Source organism: Amycolatopsis benzoatilytica AK 16/65, assembly GCF_000383915.1.
Classification (GTDB): domain Bacteria; phylum Actinomycetota; class Actinomycetes; order Mycobacteriales; family Pseudonocardiaceae; genus Amycolatopsis; species Amycolatopsis benzoatilytica.
Genome location: NZ_KB912942.1, coordinates 189,612 through 210,421, shown reverse-complemented (window position 1 = coordinate 210,421; position 20,810 = coordinate 189,612). Strand labels below are relative to the sequence as shown.

Below are 20,810 nucleotides of genomic sequence, written 5' to 3'. Positions count from 1 at the left end.
CATGACGCGCTACCTTCTCCGCCGGCTCGCGCTGGCCGTGATAGTCGTGCTGCTGGTCACCGTGGTCACGTTCGTGCTGCTGCACTTGCTGCCCGGCGGGCCGGCCCGCGGCGTGCTCGGAGTGAAGGCCACCGAGGCGCAGATCACCGCGTTCAACCACGCGCAAGGCTTCGACCAGCCGCTTCCCGTGCAGTACTGGGATTACCTGCTGCGCCTGCTGCACGGCGACCTCGGCGAGTCCTACACGCAGAACTCGCCGGTGAGCACGCTGCTCGCCGAGCGGATGCCGAAGACGTTGCTGCTCACCGTGCTGTCCACGGCACTGGCGATCCTGGTCGCGCTGCCGCTCGGCGTGTGGCAGGCGGTCCGGCGCGGCCGCACCGCCGACCTGCTGACCACCGCGATCACATTCGTCCTTTACGCGACCCCGGTGTTCTTCCTGTCGCTGGTGCTGATCATCCTGTTCGCGCAAGTGCTGCCCTGGTTCCCAGCGCAGGCCGCGCAAGGCGAGACGATCGGCGAACTGCTCTCCCAGCCCGCGTCGCTGGTGTTGCCGGTACTCGCCGGCACCGGCGCGGCGCTGGCCGCGTTCAGCCGGTACATGCGCGCGTCCACTCTGGACAGTCTGGCCGAGGACTTCGTGCGCACCGCACGGGCGAAGGGCACGCCGGAGCGCACGATCATCTGGCGGCACGTCTGGCCGAACTCGCTGACGTCGGTGATCTCCATGCTCGGCTACTACGTGCCGGTGGTGTTCGGCGGTTCACTGGTGGTCGAGTCGATGTTCAACTACCCCGGGGTGGGCCTGCTGTTCTGGACCGCGACGCGCACCGCGGACTTCCCGGTGCTGCTGGGCGTCGTGCTCGTGATCGCGGTGGCGACCGTGCTCGGCTCGCTGCTCGCGGACCTGGTGCAGCTGGCGGTCGACCCGCGGGTGCGAGTGAAGGGAGCCCGGTCGTGACTGTCCTTTCCCGACTCATCGCCCGCAAGACCGCCGTCGCGGGCGCGCTCCTGCTGGTGCTGGTCGTGGCGTTCTGTTTCCTCGGGCCGCTGTTCTACGGCACCGACCAGTCGCACACCGACCTGGCCGCGGCGCGGCTGGCGCCGGGAGCCGGGCACCTGCTCGGCACCGACGACCTCGGCTATGACGTGCTCGGCCGGCTGATGATCGCCGGCCGGACGTCGCTGGTCATCGGCGTGCTGGCCGGGCTGATCGCGACCGCGATCGGCGCGGTGTGGGGCGCGGTCGCCGGGTACACCGGCGGCTGGCTGGACACCGTGCTGATGCGGATCGTCGACACCGGCGTCGCCATTCCGGCGCTGTTCCTGCTGCTGGTGGCCGCGACCCTGGTGACGCCGAGCGTCGGCGTGCTGGCGCTGCTGATCGGCGCGGTGTCCTGGCTGGTCCCGGCGCGGCTGATGCGCGCGGAAACGGTGAGCCTGCGCGAACGCGACTACATCCGGGCGATCACCGTGCTCGGCGCGAGCCGGACCCGGGTGGTGTTCCGGCACCTCATCCCGAACGCGATCGGCACGGTGGTGGTGAATGCGACGTTCCAGATCGCCGACGCGATTCTGCTGGTCGCTTATGTCAGCTTCCTCGGCCTCGGCGTGCCGGCGCCGGATACCGATTGGGGCGCGATGTTGTCCAAGGGAATCACCTACACCTTCGACGGCGCCTGGTGGCTGATCTTGCCGCCGGGCATCGCGATCGTGCTGGTGGTGTGCGCGATCAACTTCCTCGGCGACGGACTGCGGGACGCGTTCGCAGTGAAGGGGCGGCGATGAGTGAGGCAGTGCTGGACATCCGCGACCTGCGAGTGTCCTATTCCGGCGGCGCGGCGGCGGTGGACGGGCTGGACCTGTCGGTCGCGCCGGGCGAGATCGTGGCGGTGGTCGGCGAGTCCGGCTCCGGCAAGAGCACGGCCGCGCTGGCGGTGCTCGGGCTGCTGCCGCACTCCGCGCGGATCACCGGCTCGATCGAGCTGGCCGGGCAGAATGTGCTCGACCTGGCCGGCGAGGAGCTGCGCCGGCTCCGCGGCGCGGCCGCCGGGATGGTGTTCCAGGAGCCGATGACCGCGCTCAACCCGTTGCGCACCATCGGCTTCCAGCTCGCCGAGGCGATCCGCAACCACGATCCGGTCCGGCAGCGGCACCGCCGCTACTACCCCCGGTGCGCCGAACTGCTCGACCGGGTCGGCGTCCCGGAGCCGGCCGCGCGGCTCAGGCAGTACCCGCACGAACTGTCCGGCGGGCTGCGCCAGCGGGTGATGATCGCGATCGCGCTGGCCGCCGGGCCTCAGCTGATCATCGCCGACGAACCGACCACCGCGCTCGACGTCACCGTGCAGCAGCAGATCCTCGACCTGCTGCGGGACATCCGGGAGCACGAAGGCACCGCGACGCTGCTGATCACGCACAACATGGGCGTCGTCGCCGACATCGCGGACCGCGTCGCGGTGCTGCGGCACGGCAAGCTCGTCGAAGAAGCACCGGCGGAGGAGCTGTTCGCCCGGCCGGCGGCGGACTACACGCGGGAGCTGCTGGCCGCGGCCCCGCGGCTCGGGTCGTTCCGGCACGAGCCCGCGCCGGAACGGGAGAAGCCGGTGCTGAAGCTGTCCGAGGTCGTCGTCGAGTACGGCGGGCGGCCGGTGGTGAAGAACGTTTCGCTGTCCGTGGCGCCCGGAGAGATCGTCGGGCTGGTCGGCGAGTCCGGTTCGGGCAAGACGACGCTCGGCAACTGCGCGCTGGGCCTGGTCACGCCGAAATCCGGCGCGGTCGAGGTACTCGGCGGACCGCTGCCGAAGGGCACCGGCCGCGCGGCACGGGCGGTGCGCCAGAAAATCGGCGCGGTGTTCCAGGACCCGGCGTCGTCGCTGGACCCGCGGATGACCGTCGCGCAGACGGTCGCCGAGCCGCTGGTGGTCCATACCTCCGCCGGACGCCGCGAGCGGCACCGGCGAGTGCGGGAGCTGCTCGACGCGGTAGAGCTGCCGGAAAGCGCGCTGGACCGGTACGGGCACGAGCTGTCCGGTGGACAACGGCAGCGGGTGAGCCTCGCCCGCGCCCTGATGCTGGGCCCGAAGCTGCTGATCGCGGACGAACCGACGAGCGCACTGGACGTGTCCGTGCAGGCTTCGGTACTGGAGGTGTTCCGGCGACTGCACCGCGAGTTCGGCTTCGGCTGCCTGTTCGTGAGCCACGACCTCGCGGTGGTGGACAGCCTCTGCGAGCGCGTCGCCGTGCTGCGGTCCGGCGAGCTGGTCGAGGAAGGACCCGCGTCGACCGTCCTGCGCACGCCGGAGCACCCTTACACGCAGGCGCTGCTGCTGTCCTCGCCGGTGCCGGACCCGCAGCTGCAGCGGAGCCGGCGCGAGGCGCTGGCCGACGCGAAGTGACCGGGTTGCGAGCCGGAGTCGACATCGGCGGATCGAAAACCCTGGTCGTCGTGTGCGACGCGGACGGCCGGGAACTCGGCAGCGCCTCCGCGCCGTCCGAGGCGCGGCGGGGCGGCGCGGCGATCCTCGACCGGGCAGCGGAGCTGATCAGCTCGCTGGCGCCGCAGCACGAAACCCTGGCCGGGGTGGGCGTCGGCGCGGCCGGAGTGGTCGACCCGCTCACCGGAACAGTGGTGGTCACCGGCGACTCGTTCGACGGGTGGGCGGGCACGCCGGTGAACGCGGAGCTGTCTCAGCGGCTTGGCGGGGTGCCGGTGCGCACTGAGAACGACGTGAACGCGTTTCTGCTCGGCGAGCTGTTGCCGGGCGAGGAGCACGTGCTGGGCGTCGCGCTCGGCACCGGCGTCGGCGGCGCGCTGTTCGTGGACGGCCGGCTCTTGCACGGCGGCGGAACCGGCGCCGGGGAGATCGGGCACGTCGGCCAGTACGGGAATCAACCGTGCACCTGCGGTCAGATCGGGCATCTGGAGGCGTACGCGTCCGGCCGGTCCCTGGCCCGCCGCTACACCGAGGCGACCGGACAGGAGCTCCCGGCGGAAGCGGTAGCCGCGTCCGCGCTGGCCGGCGACCCGGCCGCGCAGGCGGTGTTCGCCGATGCCGGGCGCTTCCTCGGGCAAGCGATCGCACACGCCGCGGGCCTGCTCGGCCTCGCGACCTGCGTAGTCGGCGGTTCGGTGGCCCGGTCCTGGGCACTGCTGGAGAAGCCGCTGCAAGCAGCGCTGGAGGAGCAGCCGCTGCTGTCCGGCGCACCGGTGACGGTGCGGCTCTCCCGGAACGGCGCGAAGGCGGTCGCCTTGGGCGCAGCCGGACTCACTGCCGGTATCCGGTGATCACCTGCGCGTGATCAGCTTCCGCGGAGTCCTCTGTGGACCAACCGGAAATCCTTCGCCGACGGGTATACGCTGACGCGCATTGACGGATCCGGGGGCAACGATGCGCGCGAAACCGGGCAGGGCGAACCGATCGACCGTGCCGCACCGCCGGGCCGGGCCGTGCCCGCGTGAGCGTGGTCTCCACCCCGCTGACAGCAGGTGACCTGGTCTATACCATTTCGGTGATCAATTACCGTCCGGTGATTCTCGAGGGGATCCCATGGCCGTCATCAGGCGCAACATCGTTCCGCTCCGGTACTCCGACCCGAGCGTGGTCGCCTATGTGCGCAGCCCCAGCGACTGGATGGTGTCGAACTGCGGCTGGATCCGCGGCCGCGACGGGGTGCTGCTGGTCGACACCTGCGGCACCGAGCGCGACACGCTCGACCTGGTCAGCGACGTACGCAAGTACGGCCGGGTGGAGATGCCGCTCACCCTGGTGCTGACCCACGCGCACGCCACCCACTACAACGGCGCCGGCGTCGCGCTGCGCAACGGCGGCCGGATCCTCGCCGCGCCGACCGCGGTCCCGATCGTCCGGTCCGGACCGCAGCGCCACGAGGAGATCTTCGACTGCGCGAACTGGGGCAAGCTGGAAGCGCCGCGGGCGGACGCGGTGCATGCGGTCATCGAACCAGTCGAAGTGGACTTGGGCGGCGTCGTGGTGGAGGTCGTGCCGTTCCCCGGCACCGCGCACACCGACGGCGACCTGGTGCTGTTCGAACCACGCACCGGGACGCTGTTCACCGGCGACCTGCTGTCGGTCGGCTCTACTCCGTTCGCCGTGCACGGGTCCGTGCCGGGCTGGCTGACCGCGCTCGACTGGCTCGACAAAATGTTCCCGGACGTGCGCACTTTCGTGCCCGGCCACGGCGCGCTCAGCCACCCGGGCAGCTTCCCGGTGGCGGTGCTGCGCACCTACCTGCACTGGCTGCTCGACGCGACGTCCGGCCCGGAGACACCGGACTTCGCCGAGCTGGCGACGATCGCCCGGCGCCGCTGGCCAACGTGGACAGTCCCGGAGCGGCACATCGGCAACCTGCTGCGCGCGCACGCCGACCAGCACGGCGAACCCCTTTCCACAGCCGACGCGATGCGCGCGATCCGCGACGCCGCGGGCGGAAAGATCGATCTGGACGCGCGGCTCGGCCTCGGCGAACCGTGAGCGGGAAAACGATTCCCCGGCCCAGCTGATCTGCACCGATTCCGTGAACGGCGGCACCGGGAGAAATCGACCGAACACGCGACAGGGCACCGCCGGAATACCGGCAGCGCCCTGTCGTTGATCACTCGCCGCGGCGACCGCGGCACAGCTGTCGAAAGAGGAAGATCAGGCGTTGGCCTTCTTGCGCGTCGCGCGCTTGCGGGCCGGCTTCGCGGCGGGCACCTCGGTGTCGCGCTCCTCGTATGCCTTCACGATCTCCGCCGGCAGGCGGCCGCGGTCGGACACCGCGAAGCCGTTCTGCTCGGCCCACTCGCGCATGGCCTTATTGCGCTCGCGGTCCGCAGCGGTCGATGCCGGCCGCGGCGGCTGCCCGGCAGCCATGCGGACCTTGCGCCCGCCGACCCGACGCGAGACGGCGACGTAGCGAGACAGCTCGTCGCGCAGCGCGGCAGCGTTCTCTTCGGACAGATCGATCTCGTAGCTCACGCCGTCGAGACTGAACGGGACAGTGTGCTCGGCGATGCTGCCGTCGATGTCGTCCACCATCTCGACATGGACTTTTTGCGCCATGATTCGCGTTCCTTCACCTTCTACAGGATGTGCCTGCGATTACCCTATCGTGTCGAGTGACGGAGCGCGCAGCGCGACTCCCATTTCCCGGCGAACCGGCACGCGGATGCACTGGAAAAGTTTCCAGCACAGTTTCGCCTTCCCGCCATTCCGCACCCCGCACCGGACGTCCGTGAGGAGCGTCTTCCGGGAATCCGATTCCCGGAAGAGGCCCTTCCCGGACCTGCGATCCGGGCACTGCTCCCGGGAACGGCGAAGGCCGCCGGGGCGAGCCCCGGCGGCCTTCAATCCTGACTGCGATCTTCGGCTACTGCCGCCCGACGACCGCACCGGTCTTCGGGTCCAGCGGGAGCTTGCCCGCCTGCGGCCACCCGAAGTTGAACATGTTCCAGATTCCGCCCGCTCGGGTGTCGAACGAGTGGTCGCCGACGCGGCCGGCGAACCAGTTGTCCTCGATGAACTTCAACACCGAGGTCTGATCGGTCCGGCTGTGGTCGACGTAGTTCACCTTGCTGTAGGGCGAGACGACCACCAGCGGCAGCCGCGGGCCGTAGCCGCAGCGGTCGGCGTAGCCGCCCAGAACGGTCGGCTTGCCGGTGCAGACCGCCTGGTCCTTCGAGGCGTCGTGGGACCCGTTGACGATCGTCGAGTTGGCGTGGTCGTACCAGCCGTCCGAGTCGTCGTAGGCGAGCACGACCGCGGTCGAGCTCCACTCCGGCGACTGCTGGATCTTGTTGATCTCGTCCGCGATGAAGTGCTGCTCGTCCAGCGGGTCCGAGTAGCCGGCGTGGCCGTCCTGGTACTCCGGCGCCTTCAGGAAGCTCACCGCGGGCGTCGAACCGGCCTTGAGCGCGTCGTTGAAGTCGCTCATATCGTACTGGTGGTTGGCCTGGTCGGTCTGCCCGATCGCCTGCACCGAGGACGGCGGCAGGTGCTTCGGGTTCGACGTCTGCTTGTAGTACTGGAACGGCTCGTGGTGCGGGCTGTAGTCCGCCGAGGACTGGTTGCCGACGTTCGCGTGCTTCTGACCGCACACCGAGTACCCGTTGGCGGTGCCGGTCGGCCGGAACCCGCCCTGGAACCAGCCCCAGGTGACGTGCCGGTCGTTGAGCAGGTCGCCGACGTTGCGGCCCTGCATCGCGCCCAGGTTGTCCTTGGCGGTGTGGTTCTTGTCCGAGCAGTCGTCCCAGGCCGGGTCCGGGTCGTTGATCACGGTGCCGACGCCGTTCGCGTTCGGCGACGCCACCACGTACGAGTCGCTCTTCGGCTCGTGGGTGACCGGGTCGACCGCCTGCATCCCGTGCGTCTGACCGGAGATCAGGTTGATCGCGCCCGGCGTGGACGGACCGAACGTGGTGTTGTAGGAGTTGTCGCTCATCGTGTAGTGCTGAGCGTAGTTCCACATGCCGGTGACGGTGTTGCCGTCGTAGTAGTCCATGACCAGGCCCGGCTCGCCGAACAGCACCGGCTGCCCGGTGCACTTGTCGGTCTCGGTCTTCTCGACGAACTTGTCCATCTTGCCGCCGTCGAACGCGGCCTGCTCGGCGCCGTAGTTGTGGTTCTGGTCGCAGGTGAGCGCCTGGTCCGGCCCGAGCCGCTTCGGGTTGTACGCGTTCGGGTTGTTCGTCAGCAGCAACTTGTCGAGGCCGTTGACCTTCGGCGTGTGCTTCGCGGCCTGGAACGGGGTGCCGTTCTCGTTGGTCGCGTTCGGGTAGGTGCCGAAGTAGTGGTCGAACGAGACGTTCTCGCCGAAGATGACCACGACGTGCTTGATCGGGGTGAGCGTCGGCAGCCACGAGGCGGGCATCGAGTGCAGCGGCTGGGCCTGCGCGGACGACGCCGCGGAGCCGGTCACGATGGCCAGCGCGGCCGCCGAGGCGAGCGCGCCCGCACCGAGCAGGCGACGGCGCCGTCTGCCGAATGCTGTGTCCACTGAGGATTCCTCCTGGGTCGGGGTTGGGGAACTGGGACGTTCCTCAGGCGAGGAGCGCCCGGCCGAAGTGGTCTTGTGGACCGGTGACGCCCGGCAGCGCGAAGAAATAGCCGCCGCCGAATGGGGAGATGTAGTCGACGAGCGGTTCGTCGACGAGCCGCTTCTGCACCGTCTCGAACTGGCGCTCGAGGTCCTGCTGGTAGCAGACGAACACCAAGCCCAGGTCGAGGTTGCCGTTGCTGTCGATGCCGCGGTCGTAGTTGACGGCGCGGCGCAGGATCCGGCTGGAGTCGGTTTGCGGGGTGCGCGGGTTGGCCTTGCGGATGTGGCTGGTCAGCGGGATGACGGTGCCGATCGGGTCGTCCGCGTAGCGCGGTTCGTCGGTTTCGGCGGCCCCGTCCAGCGGGGCTCCGGTGTCGCGCCGGCGGCCGAACATGTTCTCCTGCTCGGTGATGGACACCCGGTCCCAGAACTCCACCAGCATCCGGATCAGCCGGATCACCTGGTAGCTGCCGCCGGTCGTCCAGGACGGCTCGCCCGCGCCGGCCGCCCACACCAGCCGGTCCATTTCGGACTCGGCCGGGTTGACGATGCCGTCCTTGAACCCCATCAGGTTGCGCTGTGCTCCGGACGGCCGCGACGGCGAGCTGAACCCGTTGATCTTCCACCGCAGCTGCATTCCGCCGCGGGTGGCGCGGGCCAGGTCGCGCAGTGCGTGCAGGACGGTGTCGGTGTCCTTCGAGGACAACGTCAGCGACAGGTCCCCGTGGCATTGCGCCGGATCCAGCGCGTCGTTCGGGAACATCGCCATCGGCTTGAGCTTCTTGGGCTTGCGGTCGGCGAGCCCGTACCGGCTGTCGAAAAGGGACGACCCGACGCCGACGATCACTCCGAGGTCGCTGCGCGGCACCTCCGGACCGAGGATGCCGGAATCGGCCGGCGGCGCGGTGATGCCGACCGAGGGCGGAGCGCCGCCGTTCGTGAGAAAACGGGCACGGTCGGTGATCTCCTGGAACAACTGGGTCAGCTCGGCGCGATTCTCGGCGACGATGTCGAAGGACGCGACGATGGTCTGCGCCGGTGGCGGCCGCAGGATCGCGGCCTGCTTCGGGCCGTGGAAAGGGATCGCCCCGGAGTCTTCGCCGGCGCCGGCACTGGCTGCGACGCCGACTCCGGCCGCCGCGGTCAGGCCCGCGCTCATCACCGTACGGCGCAGGAAGGTACGACGGGAGGACTCGGTCACGACGTCCTCCTCGGCTCCGCGATCGCGGCGATCGGAGCAAGCAGCTCCGCCAACTGGCTGACATCGGCGTTCAGTTTCTGGCGCTGCGGCGCGGAAAGCTGGTTCACCGGGGTCCACGAGCCGTCCGGCCGCTTCGCGGCGTCGAGCGCGGCGGCGGTGCGTTTCATCCAGTTGTCCACCGTGGACAGTGCGGGGTAACGCGGGGCGAGGACCGGGCGCAGCACGTCGAGGACGGCCTGGACGCCGTCGATGTTCGCGCGGGCGGTGGCAAGGTTGGTGCCGCTGCCGTAGTCGGTGCGGGCGGTCAGTTCGAACTGCAGGGTGTTCTCCACGATCTCGTGTGCGCGCAGGCCGAGGTCATTGGCATCGACCTGGCGGTCGGCAAAGGACTTGCGGAGTTTCTGCACGTCACTGTCCAACTGGTCGGCCGCCGGGGCGAGGGCGGCGAGGTCCTCGTTGTGCCACAGGCCGGCTTCAATCCGGTGAAAGCCGGTGAAGCCCGGATCCTTGACCCCGCCGGGCAGGCCGTCGGCCGTGCGGTTGACGGCCTGGTCGGAGTCGCCGAACGCGTTGTAGGCGGCGCCGAGGCGTTCGTAGTCCAGGTGCGCGACCAGCCAGGCAGCCTGACTGGAGCCGCGGTCGTTGCGCTGGACCGCGTCCTTGAGCTTGGCGACGTCGCCGCCGAGTTGGTCCAGACCGTCCGTCACGTGCTTCTGGTAGGACTTCAGCGGCGCGAGCAGGTCGTTCTGGGTCACCGGTGCGACGCCCGGGCCGCGCTCGCTGCCGCCGGACACGGTGACCGCCGGGCCGACGATCGCGGGCGAATCCTCCGGCAGGCAGCGGAAGGCGTAGGTGCCGTTCCCGAGCGTGACCGGCAGCGGCCGGGTGGTCCCGCTGCCCAGTCCCTCGACCTCGCCGTAGATCACGCCGGTCGCCGGGTCGATCAAGTCCACTTCGGACGTCACGGTGCCGGTGTTGCGCAGGTGAAAGGTCTGGACCCCGGCGCGCGGGTCGGTCCAGCCCTGACCGCACGCGGACCGGGAGATCTCGATCTCCGGATCCTGTGCCGACGCTCCGTCCGGCCAGACCGCGAACGCGACGCCCGCCGCCGCGACCACGGCGACCGCACCACCCGCGATCAAGCGGGCGCGAACCGACCCCGGCACTCCTGCCTCCTGCCACTCGTTCGGGCTACCGGAACGGAATTATGCGTGCGGAAAGTGAAGAATCCGCCGCTGCGCACGTCGCCTACCCGGGAATTCACCAGGGCTTCACCCAGAAAACCGAACCAAATCGGATATAACCGCCAAAGCATGCCAACTCCCCCAGTCCGATTCGCCGGTTATCGCCAAGTTTTCCGAGAGAGGCGGGCAGGTGTCGGCGACCACACTAGCTCCGCCGGTCGTCGCCCGAAACCCGTTCCGCGGCGGACGATCCGTCCGGTAGCGTGCGGTATGGACGGTGAATACCTGAACCTGACAGAACGTTTCGCGGCACTCACCACGGCACACCTCGCCGACGGCTGCCTGCGTGCCCGGCTGACGGTGCGGTGCGCGCCGGCCGGGACCCGGGCCGTCGTCCCGGGTCAACGCTTGTCCGGACGGGTGCTGCCGGCCCGGCACGCAGGCAGCGTCGACGTCTTCCTCGAAGCGCTCGGCGACGCGCAGCCAGGCGACGTGCTCGTCGTCGACAACTTCGGCCGGCTGGACGAGAGCTGTGTGGGCGACCTCGTCACCGCGGAAGCGGCCGCCGCCGGGCTCGGCGGCATCGTGATCTGGGGCCTGCACCGGGACACCTCGGAGCTGCGCGAAATCGGCCTGCCGGTGTTCAGCCTGGGTTCGCTGTCCACCGGCCCGCTTCACCACGCCAACCGCGCTTCGGACGCGCTGCTGGCCGCGACCGTCGGCGAATGGACCGTCACCACCGACGACCTGGTGTTCGGCGACGACGACGGCGTGCTTTTCGTGCCCGCCGCCAACGCCGAAGACGTCTTCCGGCTGGCCGAGGGCATTCGCGACACCGAGCGCCGGCAGGCGGAGCTGATTCGCACCGGGACGACCCTGCGGGACCAAGTCCGATTCGACGCATTCCTGAGCCGCCGGGCAGAAGACAGTTCCTACACTTTCCGGCAGCATTTGCGCGCGGAAGGCGGGGCCGTTGAAGAGTGACCGGATCGCTCCGGTCACCGACGCGGCCCCGCCCCCGAGCACCCCAATGCCACATTGGGTGCGTCCGACGCACCGAATGCCACATTGGGGTGGTCGGGACCGGGCCGGGAGCCGAGGTTGCGGTTGGTGGGGTCAGACTTCTTTGGCGAGGGTATTGAGCGGATCGCTCTGGTCGCCGGCACGGGCCGGCGAGCGGGAACCGGCACCGTCATCGCGAAGCGCCTCGAAGAAGACGGCTGGACCGGCATCACCGCCCACTGGCCCGAATACGACCGCCGGATGCCTTGGGGTGCCGACGAAACGGTCCCCGGCATGGAAGCCAAATACGCGTTCGTCCGCGAACCGGCTGGTGGTTGGGTGAAACGCCAGGCCCTGGTCGCCGACGGAGGAGCCGCATGAACGACAAACACTTGGCGTACGTCCTGCTCCGGCGAGACGAGAAGGTGTTGCTGATTCGCCGCGCGCCCGGCACGTTCCTGGCCGGACATTGGGAATTCCCCGGCGGCACGGCAGAACCAGGCGAAGCGCCGGAGGACACCGCGATACGGGAAGCCGCCGAAGAAACCGGTCTGCGGGTACGCCTGACCGGGGAACGGGCCCGCCGGTCCTGGCCAGACCGCACCGGCAAGCCCTTCACCGTGCATGCCGCGTACTTCGACGCCCACCCGGATTTCCAGGGCGAGCTCCGACTCGACCCAGCCGAACACGACGCGCATCGCTGGCTGACTCCCGACGACGCGGCCGAGCTCCCCCTGTCCGACCACGTCCGGCAGGTCCTGCTCGGTTGAGTCCGCCGTGGTCGTGAATGGCCCCTTGAGGGACCTAGATTCCGTGAAGGGACCCCTGAGAGACCCTGATTCCGTGAATGGCCCCCTGAGGGACCTAGATTCCGGCAAGGGGCCCCGCACGGACCCCGACTCCGGCAGAGGGCGCCCACCGACCTAGCCCCGGCTCGCAGGCACCGTCCGCGCGAAATCGCGCGCCAGCCGCAGTGCCCGGTCTCGTAACAGCCCCCGGGCGTCCGCCACGCACCGATGCTCGTCCGGCTCCACGTCCGTCAGGGCGTACACCCCGGCGAACCCGGCCTCCCGCCACTCCGGCTCAGCCAGCAAGCACCGCCCGGCCAGTGCCACCACCGGCGTCTTGCCCGCTGCCCGAAGCACCCCGATCGGCGCCTTCCCGCGCAGTGACTGGCCGTCCAGCGATCCCTCCCCGGTGATCACCAGCCGGGCGTCGCGAACCGCTTCCGGGAAACCGAGCAGCTCCAGCAGCAGCTCGATCCCCGGCCGAAGGCGAGCGCCGAGTCCGGTGAGAACACCGAACCCGACGCCGCCCGCCGCGCCCGCCCCCGGGGTGGTGACGTGCGCGGAGCCCACTACGTCGGCCCACCGCGACAGCCCGCGTTCCAGCAACGCGACCTCAGCGGGCCCGGCTCCCTTCTGTGGCCCGTAGACCGCCGCCGCTCCGTTCCCGCCGAGCAGCGGATTGTCCACATCGGACGCCAACACGACGTCCAGGTCGGGCAGTCCGGACAAATCCGCGGTGGACACCGCGGCCAATCCCGCCCCGCCCGGTCCGATCGGGGCACCGGACGCGTCCAGCAGCCGCGCCCCCAGTGCCGTCAACAACCCGGCCCCGCCGTCGGTGCACGCGCTCCCGCCGACACCCAGCACGATCTGCTTGGCCCCGGCGGCATGGGCGGCCGCGATCAGCTCGCCGGTGCCGTGACTCGACGCGGTCAGCGGTTGCGGCCGGCCGCCGGGCAACCGGTGCAAGCCCGAAGCCTCCGCCAGCTCGACCACCGCCACCGGACCACGCAGCGCGTAGTACGCGGTAATCCGGCGGCCGGTCGGCCCCGACACCCGTACCGGCACCCGCCGGAACCCGGCGGCGACGGCGGCGGCGACCGTGCCGTCGCCGCCGTCGGCCACCGGCAGCTGCCGCACCGGTTCGCCCGGTGCGACCTCGGCGAACGCCGCGGCTACCACCTGCGCGACCTCGGCCGCGGTGAGCGAGCCCTTGAACTTGTCCGGGGCGACCAGGACGGTCACGCGGCGGCCCGGAACGCGCGCCAGTCGCCGATTTCGGTGATGTCCCGCAGCTGCACGTGCGAGGTCTGCGGCCGCCGCAGCAGCATCGCGAACGCCGAGCTGCCGTCGGCCAGTTCGATCACGCCCAGCTCCAGCTCCGGCGGTTCGGACGGGAGCACCCGGTCGCGCAGCTGGTCCAGAGTGAGGTCGTAGACCTCGCCGGAGATCGCCGCGCCGCCGTGCGCTACCGGCACCAGCGCCGGGCATTGCCCGCCTACCGAGTAGAACCGGTACTTGGCGGCCGTTTTCGTCTCGACCACCAGGGGGGCGCCGTCGAGCAGGTGGTGCAGGGATTCGCCGCGCATCGCGCCGCCGTTGAGGAACATCAGAGGCATTGCCGGTCCCTTTCTGTTTAGAGGATCGCCTTCACCACGTCGATTCCGAAATAGACGGTGAACACGAGCGCGAGCACGGTGAGGATCCACCCCGCCTCACGCCACTTCCCGCGGAAGGTCTTGATCAGCACGAACGCGATGAGCCCCGCGCCGACGCCGTTGGTGATGGAGTAAGTGAACGGAATGAGCGCGACCGTCAGGAAGACCGGGATGGTGTAGTCCGAGTCGTTCCACGGGATGTTGCGGCACTGCGCCACCATCATCCCGCCGATCACCACGAGCGCCGGGGCCGCCGCCTGGGCGGGCACGATCCCCGCGATCGGCGTGAACAGCAGCGTCGCCCCGAACAACAGTCCAGTCACCACACTCGCCAGTCCGGTCCGTGCGCCCTCCCCGACGCCGGCCGCGGACTCCAGGAAGACCGTGTTCGGCGACGAACCGGCGACCCCGCCCGCGATCGCCCCGGCCCCGTCCACGAACAGGATCCGGCCCATCCGCGGCACCCGGCCGTCCTTCGACAGCCCGGCCTCGTCCGAGACGCTGGTGATGGTGCCCATCGCGTCGAAGAACCCGGACAGCACCAGGGTGAACAGGAAGATCGTCGCGGTCAGCGCGCCCGCCTTGGCGAACCCGCCGAACAGGTCGACGTGCCCGAACAGCCCGAAGTCCGGGGCGGCGACCACCGAATGCGGCAGCGTCGGAGTGGTCAGGCCCCATTCGCCGACGCCGAATCCGTCGTGCAGCACCACCGCGAGCACGGTCGAGACCGCGATGCTGATCAGCACCGCGCCGGGCACCTTCCGCGCCATCAGCACGGTCATCAGCAGCAGGCCGAAGCAGAACACCGCGATCGGCAAGCCGTGCAGATGCCCGCCGAGGCCGAGCCGGACCGGGACGGTCGAATGCGCCTCGTCCGGGGTCCGCGTGACGAACCCGGCGCTCACCAGGCCGACGAGCGCGATGTAGAGCCCGATGCCCACGGTGATCGCGGTTTTCAGCGGTCCGGGGATCGCGTTCATGATGCGTTCCCGGACGCCGCTGACCGCCATCAGCACGATGCAGACGCCTTCGAGCACGACGAGGCCGAAGGCTTGCGCCCAGGTCATCGCCGGGGCCATCTGGAACGCGACGATGCCGTTGATGCCGAGTCCGGCGGCGAGCGCGAGCGGCGCGTTGCCGACCAGTCCCATCACGACAGTCATCACCGCGGCGGCCAGCGCGGTCGCCGTGGTCAGTTGCGCGGCGCTGAGTTTCGCGCCGGTGATGTCGGCGGAAGCGCCGAGAATGAGCGGATTGAGCAAGACGATGTAGGCCATCGCGACGAACGTCGTGATGCCGCCGCGTACTTCCCGGCCTACCGTGGTGTTGCGTGCGCGCAGTTCGAACAGTCGCTCCATAATGGACTTGCGCGGTTGTCCGGGAGCCGAGGTAACCGCTTCGTCGAGGCGTACCTGGGTCATGCGTCCTCCCCTTGCCGGTGGGTGTGCTGCACCGCGCCCCGGCCGGAAACGGCCGGGACGAGACACAGTGGACGGTTGGGTTTTTCTGGTGCTCCGGTCAGCACCGGGAGGGTGGCCCGGTGGGGTGGGGGCTAGTGCGCGCGGGCCGCGGCTCTACCGGGGCAGGCGCGCACGAAGGCTCAGTACTCGACCCGGTCGGATCGGCCGAGCCACGCGGCGAACGGGGCGAACTGGTCCGGTGTGGACACTCGCGACACCGGGGTCTGCCACGTTTCGCGCGGGTGGTCGAAAAGTTCGTAGAACGCCCGGTCGTCGAACCCGGCGCGGGCGGCGTCGTGCCGGTCGGCCGCGTACAGCACCCGGTCCACCCGGGCCCACAGCGACGACGCGAGGCACATCGGGCACGGCTCGCACGAGGACACCAGCACGCAGCCGGCGAGGCTGAACTTGCCGAGTGCCTGGCAGGCCGCGCGGATCGCGACGACCTCGGCGTGCGCGGTCGGGTCCAGCGACGGCGTGACGCGGTTGACGCCGGTCGCGACGATCTCGCCGTCCCTCACCACGAGCGCGCCGAACGGGCCGCCGCCGTCGGCGACGTTCTGCTCGGCGATCCGCAGGCACTCGGAGAGCCAAGTGCGTTCGAGGTCGATGGACACGGTCATAACGGTACTGCTCCTTCGTTCGCGGGTTCAGGACCAGGCCGGTCCGGCCGGCGGGGCGTCGTCGCGCAGGACGGTGCCCTCGATCAGGCCGTAGGGCCGGTCGGCGGCGTAGAACACCTCGCCGGGGTTGTCGAGGCCGAACGGCTCGAGGTCGACGAGGAAGTGGTGCTTGTTCGGCAGCGAGAACCGGATCTCCGCGATCTCCGGGACCGCCTCCAGCACCGCCTGCCCCATCGCGTGCAGCGTCTGCTGCAGCGACAGGCTGTGCGTGCCGCCGAACGCGTCGAGCAGAGTGGCCAGCGCGGTCTCGTGCGCGGCCGCCCAGTCGGTCTCCTCGACGGAGAACCGCCAGGTCGCGGACACCGCGGTGGCGAGGATCCGGTCCTTCACCTCGGCCAGCGTCGTGTACCGGTCGCGCGGGAAGCCCCAGAACTCCGAACCGGTGGAGTTGAGCACGGTCAGGTCTTCGACACCGCCGAGCACCCAGGCTCGTTCGCCGTCGTAGGTGACCCGGGCGGTCCGGGTTCCGGCTCCGGAGCGGGCGAACGAGTGGTGCGCCGGTTTCCCGCCGACCCGCAGCCGCTCCCACGGATGCGCCACGATCCCGACCCGTGCCAGGTGGATGCTGTCCTGCGTCGAGACGAAGTGCCGGGCCAGCCGCAGCGCGAAGTCCTCGATCTCGCCGATGCCGTCGCGGGCGAAGGCGAACACGGTGTTCTTCTGTGTGTCGGTAGCCAGCACCTTGTCGTTGGCCCCGGTCAGGTGGGTGTCGCTCAGGTCGCCGGACAGCGCCACGCTGACGGTGAGGTCGGTGATCCGGTGCTCGTCGCCGTCGCGGTCGATGCGAACCAGCCGGTTCTCGGCCTTGCCGTAGCGGTTGTCGCCCAGAACGATCGCCATTGGTCATCCCTTCCGTTTCGCTCGCCGAGTGAGTACACACGCCGCCACGTGGCGCGGACCACGGCGAATCCACCGAAAGCGACCGGACCGGCAGGCCGGGTTTTTGGAGGTTCCGCCAAACCGCCCTGGTGTGAGGTACTGATGGGCGAAGGAGGCGCGGATGCGGCTGGGTGCACTGCTGGACACCCCGGAGCTGGGGTTGCGGCTGCTGGTCGGCGCGAGCGCGCGCGACCGCGAGTTCAGCCGCGTCTTCCAGGCGACCCTGCAGGACCCGACGCGGTATCTGGACGGCGGGGAGATCGTGCTGTGCGGCCTGCGCTGGCTGCCCGGCCCGGCCGAGGCGGACGAGTTCGTCGGCCGGCTCGCCGCGGCCGGCGTGGCCGCGCTCGGGGCGGGCACCGCCGAGGTCGGCGGGCCGGTGCCGGACCACCTCGTGACCGCCTGCGAGCGGGTCGGCCTCCCGTTGTTCGAGGTCCCGCTCTCGGTCTCGTTCGCGACCGTGGCCGAACGCGTGATCCTGGGCCTGGCGGCCGAACGCTCCGCGCCGGCTCGCGATTCGCACCGCAGGCTGGTCGCCGCGGTGACCTCCGGGCAGGGGCTGTCCGCGCTGGTCAAGGCGGGCGCGGAGGAGCTCGGCACCGGCTGCTGGGTGCTCAGCGCGACCGGTCGGCAGCTGGCCGGCGGCCCGGAGCTGCCCGCCGCCCGCCGCACCGCTCTGGCCCGCCGGTTCCTGCGCGCCGAACGGCTGCCGTGCCAGGACGGACCGGTCACGCTGCTGGGCGCGTCCGGCCGGTCCGGGCACCGGGTGGCCAGCTGGTTCCTGGTGGTGGACGGCGACCCGGCGGACTGGTCGCCGACGCGCCGCGAGCTGGCGCAGGAATTCGCCGCGCTGGTCGGGCTCGAACGGTCCCGGGTGGACGAAGCGCGCCGGATCGAGAACCGCGCGGCCGAGCCGCTGCTGCGGCTGGCGCTTTCCGACGACGCGGCCCCGGGCGAGCTGACCTCGCGGCTGGTCGCCGCCGGGTTCGCCCCGCAGGAGCCGCTGGCCATGCTGTCGGCCGAGGTCCGCGGCGGCGGGCCGGGGCTGGCGCAGGTGCTGGTCGAAGAACTGCTGGACGCGGCGGGGGAGCCGGTCCTGGTCGCCACCGTGGACGGCGAGACGTTCGGCCTTTTCTCCGCGCCGCACGACGCGCGGCAGCTGCGGGAAGCGGTCCGCACCCTCGAGCCCGCCCTCGGTTCGGCCCGGTTGACGCTCGGCCTCAGCCGGGCCGCCGACGCCGCCGGCCTGCGCTCCGGAGTGCAGGAAGCACGGCACGCCCGCACGCTGGCCGCGATGAACCCCGGCCGCGCGACGGTGCTCTCCGGCGACGAGGTCGCGTCCCATTTGCTGTTGCTCGCGGCGGTGCCGGAAGAGGTGCGCCGGACATTCGGCGAAAAAGTACTCGGCCCGGTACTCGCGTACGACGCGGCGCACGGTTCCGAACTGATCACGACGTTGAAGACGTTCCTGGAGCATTCCGGATCCTGGACGCGGACCGCCGCCGCACTGCACCTGCACGTGAACACTCTGCGATACCGGATCACCCGGATCGGCGAACTGACCGGACGCGATCCCGGCCGGTTCGCCGACCGCGTGGATCTTTATCTGGCCGGCTGCTTCACGCAGAACTGGGGCTGGTCCTGACCACTGGCGCGAAGCGGGCCACGACGACGTCGATCCGGCGGATTTTCCGCACCCGCCACCGGAAATCCAAGCAGTACGGTTATCCGTAAAGAGTTATTGGGAATTCTTGACCAACGGATGACAAAACTCCGGACGCGCCGACACTCGGGAGGAGGATGCACCATCCGTCTCAGCGTCCTACTCTGAGCCCATGTACATCGCATTGCTGACTTACACAGCGCCCCGAAACGAAGTCGACTACGCACTGGCCGAACACGCGGACTGGCTACGAAGCCAGTTCGCACACGGATTGTTCCTCGTTTCCGGAAAAGGAACCGAGGACGCCGACCAGGTCATCATCTCGCGCCCGTGCCTGCGCGGCAAGCTCGACGCCGTGCTCGCCACCGATCCGCTCGTCCTGCAACGCCTCGCCCACTACCGCGTCATCGAGTTCTCCGCCACCCGCACCGCCGGCGAGTTCCTCACCGTCAACGAGGCGCTCGCCTCCTGATCCGCAGGTCCGCCCGACCCGAAAGATCGACGCCGAACGCCCGGACGCAGGTGGCCTCCGGACCACTCCGCCCGCCACCTGCCGGACGTACTCCCGACGCGAACTCGCCTATGATCACGCGAGATTCGACGTTCTCGGCCCGGGAGACCCCATGCACACGCCCGACCTCGTGTTCCGAGGCCGTCGCCTCGCCAGTGACCGCGCCCTGGTGATGGCCATCATCAACCGCACCCCTGATTCGTTCTACGACAACGGTGCCACCTTCGAAGAAGAGCCCGCGCAGGCCGCGATCCGCAAGGCGGTCGCCGAGGGCGCCGACGTGATCGACATCGGCGGCGTGCCGGCCGGCAAGGGACCCGAGGTCACCGCCGCCGAGGAGATCCGCCGCGTGGTGCCGACCGTCGCCTGGGCCCGAGAGAACTTCCCTGACCTGGTGATCAGCGTGGACACCTACCGCGCCGAAGTCGCCGACGCCATCTGCCGCGCGGGCGCGGACCTGGTCAACGACAACTGGGCCGCGGTCGAACCGGAGATCCTCGACGTCGCCGCCGAGCACGGCGCGGGCTACATCTGCGCGCACACCAACGGTCTCGTGCCGCGCACCGAAGCCGTCCGGCCGGTGTACGACGACGTGGTGGCCGCGGTGGTCGCGGGCACCACCGAACTGGCCGAGCGCGCGCTGGCCGCGGGCGTGCCGCGCGAGGGCATCATGATCGATCCCTGCATCGACTTCGGGAAGAACTCCTACCACTCGCTCGAACTGCTGCGGCACGTGGACGCGCTGGTCGCGACTGGTTGGCCGGTGCTGATGGCGCTGTCGAACAAGGATGTCATCGGCGAGACGCTCGACCTGCCGGTAGGCGAGCGGGTGATCGGCACGCTCGCCGCCACCGCGGTGTCCGCGCTGCACGGCGCGGCGATGTTCCGCGCGCACCAGGTCCGCGAAACGCGGCAAGTGGCGGAGATGGTGGCCAGCATCGCCGGCACCCGGCCGCCGGCGAACGTCGTGCGGTCGATCTGATGCGCGAGATCTTCCCCGGTTCGCGGGACCTCGCCGAGGCCGAGGTCGAACAGCTCTATCTCTTCCCGGACGAGCCGAAATGGGTCGCCGTCAACTTCGTCTCCAGCGCGGACGGGGCGATCACGATCGAGGGCCGCTCCGGCGGGCTTTCCACGCCCGCGGACCGGATCGTCTACCGGCTGGGCAACGATCTCGCCGACGTGGTGCTGGTCGGCGCGGGAACCGCGATGGCCGAAGGCTTCGAGGGCATGCGGCCGGACGAGCAGACCGCGCAGCGCCGGCGCCGGCGCGGCTTGGCCCCGATCGCGCCGATCGCGGTGGTCACCACCGGCCGCTCGCTGCCGCCGGACGCCCCGGTGATCACCCGCGCGCTGGTGCCGACGATCGTCGTGACCAGCGAGGCTGCCGACCCCGGCCTGCGCGCCGCGTGGGCGGCGGCCGGGGCAGACGTCCTGGTCGCTGGGACAGCTGTCCCGGATCTGGCGCTCGCGGTCGCTTCGCTGGCTGAACGGGGTCTGCGCCGGATCGACTGCGAAGGCGGACCGCACCTGTTCGCGTCCTTGCTGGCCGCGGACGCGGTGGACGAACTGCGGCTTACCGTGTCCCCGATGCTCGTCGCGGGCAACGCCCCGCGGGTCGCGATGGGTGACGCGATCGATCCGAAGCGGCTGGAACTGCTGTCCGCGCTGGTCGACGACAGCTCACTGCTGCTGCGGTACCGCGTGCGGTGAGCAGGTCCGCGTGAAGGGAACTCCGTGA

The 20,810-nt window shown here is 70.3% G+C and carries 21 protein-coding genes; 12 read left to right on the top strand and 9 right to left on the bottom strand.

Annotated features, from left to right (window positions below):
• The first annotated feature begins 1 nt into the window (after window position 1).
• From AMYBE_RS0100985 to AMYBE_RS0100965, 5 genes are all read left to right on the top strand, one after another.
• Window positions 2-961: an ABC transporter permease gene (locus AMYBE_RS0100985; RefSeq protein WP_020657454.1), complete on the top strand. Its 960-nt coding sequence runs from the start codon at window positions 2-4 to the stop codon at window positions 959-961.
• Complete coding sequence (locus AMYBE_RS0100980; protein WP_020657453.1) at window positions 958-1,788, top strand: ABC transporter permease; 831 nt, start codon at window positions 958-960, stop codon at window positions 1,786-1,788. The genes AMYBE_RS0100985 and AMYBE_RS0100980 overlap by 4 nt, the downstream gene beginning before the upstream one ends.
• The gene (locus tag AMYBE_RS0100975) at window positions 1,785-3,398 is read left to right on the top strand and encodes a dipeptide ABC transporter ATP-binding protein (RefSeq protein WP_051124615.1); all 1,614 of its coding nucleotides are present in this window, start codon (window positions 1,785-1,787) and stop codon (window positions 3,396-3,398) included. Before AMYBE_RS0100980 ends, AMYBE_RS0100975 begins: the two co-directional genes overlap by 4 nt.
• The gene (locus AMYBE_RS0100970; protein WP_020657451.1) at window positions 3,395-4,288 is read left to right on the top strand and encodes an ROK family protein; all 894 of its coding nucleotides are present in this window, start codon (window positions 3,395-3,397) and stop codon (window positions 4,286-4,288) included. The genes AMYBE_RS0100975 and AMYBE_RS0100970 overlap by 4 nt, the downstream gene beginning before the upstream one ends.
• 262 nt (window positions 4,289-4,550) lie before the next feature.
• Window positions 4,551-5,495: an MBL fold metallo-hydrolase gene (locus AMYBE_RS0100965; RefSeq protein WP_020657450.1), complete on the top strand. Its 945-nt coding sequence runs from the start codon at window positions 4,551-4,553 to the stop codon at window positions 5,493-5,495.
• A 165-nt stretch (window positions 5,496-5,660) separates the two neighbouring features.
• On the opposite strand, the gene AMYBE_RS0100960 is transcribed toward AMYBE_RS0100965, so the two are convergent.
• From AMYBE_RS0100960 to AMYBE_RS0100945, 4 genes are all read right to left on the bottom strand, one after another.
• The gene (locus AMYBE_RS0100960) at window positions 5,661-6,065 is read right to left on the bottom strand and encodes a histone-like nucleoid-structuring protein Lsr2 (RefSeq protein WP_020657449.1); all 405 of its coding nucleotides are present in this window, start codon (window positions 6,063-6,065) and stop codon (window positions 5,661-5,663) included.
• Window positions 6,066-6,372: 307 nt separating this feature from the next.
• On the bottom strand, window positions 6,373-7,998 hold the full coding sequence (locus AMYBE_RS0100955) for a phospholipase C (protein WP_020657448.1): 1,626 nt from the start codon (window positions 7,996-7,998) through the stop codon (window positions 6,373-6,375).
• A gap of 43 nt (window positions 7,999-8,041) precedes the next feature.
• The gene (locus AMYBE_RS0100950) at window positions 8,042-9,241 is read right to left on the bottom strand and encodes a Dyp-type peroxidase (protein WP_020657447.1); all 1,200 of its coding nucleotides are present in this window, start codon (window positions 9,239-9,241) and stop codon (window positions 8,042-8,044) included.
• A complete protein-coding gene (locus AMYBE_RS0100945) occupies window positions 9,238-10,407 on the bottom strand; it encodes an EfeM/EfeO family lipoprotein (RefSeq protein ID WP_020657446.1) in 1,170 nt (389 codons plus the stop codon). Before AMYBE_RS0100945 ends, AMYBE_RS0100950 begins: the two co-directional genes overlap by 4 nt.
• 288 nt (window positions 10,408-10,695) lie before the next feature.
• On the opposite strand from AMYBE_RS0100945, the gene AMYBE_RS0100940 reads away from it, so the two are divergent.
• The 3 genes from AMYBE_RS0100940 to AMYBE_RS0100930 all read left to right on the top strand — a co-directional run bounded on the left by AMYBE_RS0100940 (window position 10,696) and on the right by AMYBE_RS0100930 (window position 12,197).
• Window positions 10,696-11,409: an RraA family protein gene (locus tag AMYBE_RS0100940; RefSeq protein WP_020657445.1), complete on the top strand. Its 714-nt coding sequence runs from the start codon at window positions 10,696-10,698 to the stop codon at window positions 11,407-11,409.
• Window positions 11,410-11,535: 126 nt separating this feature from the next.
• Window positions 11,536-11,808, top strand: a complete 273-nt coding sequence (locus AMYBE_RS0100935; RefSeq protein WP_020657444.1) for a hypothetical protein — start codon at window positions 11,536-11,538, stop codon at window positions 11,806-11,808.
• A complete protein-coding gene (locus AMYBE_RS0100930; protein WP_020657443.1) occupies window positions 11,805-12,197 on the top strand; it encodes an NUDIX hydrolase in 393 nt (130 codons plus the stop codon). The genes AMYBE_RS0100935 and AMYBE_RS0100930 overlap by 4 nt, the downstream gene beginning before the upstream one ends.
• Window positions 12,198-12,350: 153 nt before the next feature.
• Here AMYBE_RS0100930 and AMYBE_RS0100925 read toward each other — a convergent pair whose 3' ends face one another.
• The 5 genes from AMYBE_RS0100925 to pucL form a co-directional block, all read right to left on the bottom strand.
• Complete coding sequence (locus AMYBE_RS0100925) at window positions 12,351-13,460, bottom strand: glycerate kinase (RefSeq protein ID WP_020657442.1); 1,110 nt, start codon at window positions 13,458-13,460, stop codon at window positions 12,351-12,353.
• Entirely contained in the window at window positions 13,457-13,834 is a 378-nt protein-coding gene (locus tag AMYBE_RS0100920) for an allophanate hydrolase-related protein (RefSeq protein WP_020657441.1), read from the bottom strand. The genes AMYBE_RS0100925 and AMYBE_RS0100920 overlap by 4 nt, the downstream gene beginning before the upstream one ends.
• Before the next feature lie 17 nt (window positions 13,835-13,851).
• Window positions 13,852-15,294 (bottom strand): NCS2 family permease, encoded by a 1,443-nt coding sequence (locus tag AMYBE_RS0100915; protein WP_027927260.1) that lies wholly within the window; start codon window positions 15,292-15,294, stop codon window positions 13,852-13,854.
• Between the two features lie 179 nt (window positions 15,295-15,473).
• A complete protein-coding gene (locus tag AMYBE_RS0100910) occupies window positions 15,474-15,956 on the bottom strand; it encodes a nucleoside deaminase (protein WP_020657439.1) in 483 nt (160 codons plus the stop codon).
• 27 nt (window positions 15,957-15,983) lie between these two features.
• On the bottom strand, window positions 15,984-16,856 hold the full coding sequence (gene pucL, locus AMYBE_RS0100905; protein WP_020657438.1) for a factor-independent urate hydroxylase: 873 nt from the start codon (window positions 16,854-16,856) through the stop codon (window positions 15,984-15,986).
• A gap of 160 nt (window positions 16,857-17,016) precedes the next feature.
• Here pucL and AMYBE_RS0100900 point away from each other — a divergent pair, with 160 nt between their 5' ends.
• From AMYBE_RS0100900 to AMYBE_RS0100885, 4 genes are all read left to right on the top strand, one after another.
• Window positions 17,017-18,540 carry a helix-turn-helix domain-containing protein gene (locus AMYBE_RS0100900; RefSeq protein WP_020657437.1) on the top strand — a complete coding sequence of 508 codons (1,524 nt, stop codon included), beginning with the start codon at window positions 17,017-17,019 and terminating at the stop codon, window positions 18,538-18,540.
• Between the two features lie 190 nt (window positions 18,541-18,730).
• Window positions 18,731-19,030 (top strand): YciI family protein, encoded by a 300-nt coding sequence (locus AMYBE_RS0100895; protein WP_020657436.1) that lies wholly within the window; start codon window positions 18,731-18,733, stop codon window positions 19,028-19,030.
• A gap of 151 nt (window positions 19,031-19,181) precedes the next feature.
• Window positions 19,182-20,051 (top strand): dihydropteroate synthase, encoded by an 870-nt coding sequence (folP, locus tag AMYBE_RS0100890; RefSeq protein WP_020657435.1) that lies wholly within the window; start codon window positions 19,182-19,184, stop codon window positions 20,049-20,051.
• Entirely contained in the window at window positions 20,051-20,782 is a 732-nt protein-coding gene (locus AMYBE_RS0100885; RefSeq protein ID WP_020657434.1) for a pyrimidine reductase family protein, read from the top strand. The genes folP and AMYBE_RS0100885 overlap by 1 nt, the downstream gene beginning before the upstream one ends.
• Window positions 20,783-20,810 lie beyond the last annotated feature (28 nt).

Coding starts and splice junctions, on each gene's coding strand:
- AMYBE_RS0100885 (WP_020657434.1), top strand. CDS start 20,051: ATGCGCGAGATCTTCCCCGGTTCGCGGGACCTCGCCGAGGCCGAGGTC.
- AMYBE_RS0100895 (WP_020657436.1), top strand. CDS start 18,731: ATGTACATCGCATTGCTGACTTACACAGCGCCCCGAAACGAAGTCGAC.
- AMYBE_RS0100930 (WP_020657443.1), top strand. CDS start 11,805: ATGAACGACAAACACTTGGCGTACGTCCTGCTCCGGCGAGACGAGAAG.
- AMYBE_RS0100960 (WP_020657449.1), bottom strand. CDS start 6,065: ATGGCGCAAAAAGTCCATGTCGAGATGGTGGACGACATCGACGGCAGC.
- AMYBE_RS0100900 (WP_020657437.1), top strand. CDS start 17,017: ATGCGGCTGGGTGCACTGCTGGACACCCCGGAGCTGGGGTTGCGGCTG.
- folP (WP_020657435.1), top strand. CDS start 19,182: ATGCACACGCCCGACCTCGTGTTCCGAGGCCGTCGCCTCGCCAGTGAC.
- AMYBE_RS0100915 (WP_027927260.1), bottom strand. CDS start 15,294: ATGACCCAGGTACGCCTCGACGAAGCGGTTACCTCGGCTCCCGGACAA.
- AMYBE_RS0100975 (WP_051124615.1), top strand. CDS start 1,785: ATGAGTGAGGCAGTGCTGGACATCCGCGACCTGCGAGTGTCCTATTCC.
- AMYBE_RS0100985 (WP_020657454.1), top strand. CDS start 2: ATGACGCGCTACCTTCTCCGCCGGCTCGCGCTGGCCGTGATAGTCGTG.
- AMYBE_RS0100965 (WP_020657450.1), top strand. CDS start 4,551: ATGGCCGTCATCAGGCGCAACATCGTTCCGCTCCGGTACTCCGACCCG.
- pucL (WP_020657438.1), bottom strand. CDS start 16,856: ATGGCGATCGTTCTGGGCGACAACCGCTACGGCAAGGCCGAGAACCGG.
- AMYBE_RS0100940 (WP_020657445.1), top strand. CDS start 10,696: ATGGACGGTGAATACCTGAACCTGACAGAACGTTTCGCGGCACTCACC.
- AMYBE_RS0100920 (WP_020657441.1), bottom strand. CDS start 13,834: ATGCCTCTGATGTTCCTCAACGGCGGCGCGATGCGCGGCGAATCCCTG.
- AMYBE_RS0100910 (WP_020657439.1), bottom strand. CDS start 15,956: ATGACCGTGTCCATCGACCTCGAACGCACTTGGCTCTCCGAGTGCCTG.